The sequence below is a fragment of the Rahnella perminowiae genome, assembly GCF_019049755.1.
GTDB lineage: Bacteria > Pseudomonadota > Gammaproteobacteria > Enterobacterales > Enterobacteriaceae > Rahnella > Rahnella perminowiae.
The window spans coordinates 1-1,759 of sequence record NZ_JAFMOS010000202.1 but is presented as its reverse complement, the minus strand read 5'-3'; the positions used below and the strand labels follow the sequence as shown (position 1 = coordinate 1,759).

The window sequence follows — 1,759 nt, the reverse complement described above, 5'->3', positions numbered from 1 at the left end:
GAATAAGGGTTCAGACGCTGCCGATATTTAACTATCGGCAGCCGGGAAGGAAAGGTTAAGAGCTATTTGCGTTCAATATTTGGCAGGAATGCTGTCAGGATCCCCAGCAACGGCAGGAAGGCACAAATCTGATACACCAGTTCGATGCTGGTTTTATCCGCCACATAGCCGAGAACCGCGGCGCCAAGCCCGCCCATACCGAAGGCCAGACCGAAGAACAGGCCGGACACCATGCCGACTTTGCCAGGCATCAGTTCCTGCGCAAACACCAGAATAGCGGAAAATGCAGAGGCGAGGATTACACCGATAATTACACTCAATACGCTGGTCCACATCAGACTGGCGTGTGGCAGAAGTAGCGTAAATGGTGCAACGCCAAGAATCGAAGCCCAGATGACGTATTTGCGCCCAATCCTATCGCCCACCGGTCCGCCGATAATGGTGCCCGCTGCCACAGCAAACAGAAAAATAAACAGATGAACCTGCGCGTTTTGCACAGATACACCAAATTTATGTATCAGGTAAAAGGTGTAATAGCTGCTCAGGCTGGTCAGGTAGAAATATTTCGAAAATATCAGGATCAGCAAAATACCCAGTGACCGCATCACCGTTTTACGTGGCAACAGGGCCACCGGGCTTTTCACCAGGCCGCGTGTTTTAGCGATCAGGTTTTGCTGGCGATACCATTTACTGATTTGCAGTAACACCACAATGCCAAGCAATGCCGCCAGTGAGAACCATGCTACGTTGCCTTTACCGTAAGGCGCGATAATCAGCGCTGCCAGCAACGGGCCCAGGGCAGCCCCGAAATTGCCACCGACCTGGAACAGCGACTGCGCCAGTCCGTGACGTCCGCCGGAAGCCATACGTGCCACGCGCGACGATTCCGGATGGAACACCGAAGAGCCTGTGCCAACCAGCGCCGCCGCCAGCAACACCACCGGGAAACTCTGCGCGACCGCCAGCAACAGCAGGCCGGAGAGCGTAAAGCCCATGCCGATCGGCAGAGAATAGGGTTGCGGATGCTTGTCAGTGTAATAGCCGATAAGCGGTTGCAACAGCGAGGCGGTTATCTGGTACGTCAGCGTGATCAGCCCGATCTGTGTGAAGCTCAGGGAAAACTCGTTTTGCAGCAACGGATAAATCGCCAGTATCAGCGACTGGATCATGTCATTAAGCAGGTGAGAAACGCTGATCGCCGCCAGAATAGAAAACGCAGTCTTTTTGACTGCGTTTTTCTGCGGGCTGACCGGCGTTGACGTCGTGTCTGTCATAGCGGAGGAAGCCTTCTTATTGTAGAGGTGCAGAGTACCTGCCTGTCAGTCGACTTTAGCGATATCGGCAAACTGGCCTTTGAGTAAACGGCAAAGATCGCCTGCCGCCAGTTCAATATCAAGTCCGCGTTTACCGCCTGAAACATAAATGCTATTGAAGGTCTGCGCCGGGCTGTCGATGACCGTCGGTAGCAATTTTTTCTGCCCAAGGGGACTGATGCCACCGACCAGATAACCGGTAACACGTTGCGCAATCATAGGATCCGCCATATCGGCTTTTTTCGCCCCCAGCGCTTTCGCAACTTTCTTTAAATCCAGCTGGGATGCCACCGGCGTCACCGCTACGGCCAGATTTTTAGCATCGCCATTCAGTGAAACCAGCAGGGTTTTATAGACCTGACGGGCATCCAGGCCGAGTTTTTTAACGGCCTCATCGCCAAAATGGGTTTCATCGCTGCTGTGTTCATACGGGTGAAGGGTAAAGC

Annotated in this window: 2 protein-coding genes; both read right to left on the bottom strand. The window is 53.3% G+C overall.

The window, feature by feature from the left end:
• Positions 1–62: 62 nt before the first annotated feature.
• Entirely contained in the window at positions 63–1,274 is a 1,212-nt protein-coding gene (locus J1785_RS01275) for an MFS transporter (RefSeq protein ID WP_217218631.1), read from the bottom strand.
• A 45-nt stretch (positions 1,275–1,319) separates the two neighbouring features.
• Positions 1,320–1,759: Cys-tRNA(Pro)/Cys-tRNA(Cys) deacylase YbaK (gene ybaK / locus J1785_RS01270; RefSeq protein ID WP_217218630.1), on the bottom strand; the 440-nt coding region annotated here is incomplete at its 5' end.

Excerpts from the sequence above, each read along its gene's own strand:
- J1785_RS01275 (WP_217218631.1), bottom strand. The coding sequence starts at position 1,274 with ATGACAGACACGACGTCAACGCCGGTCAGCCCGCAGAAAAACGCAGTC.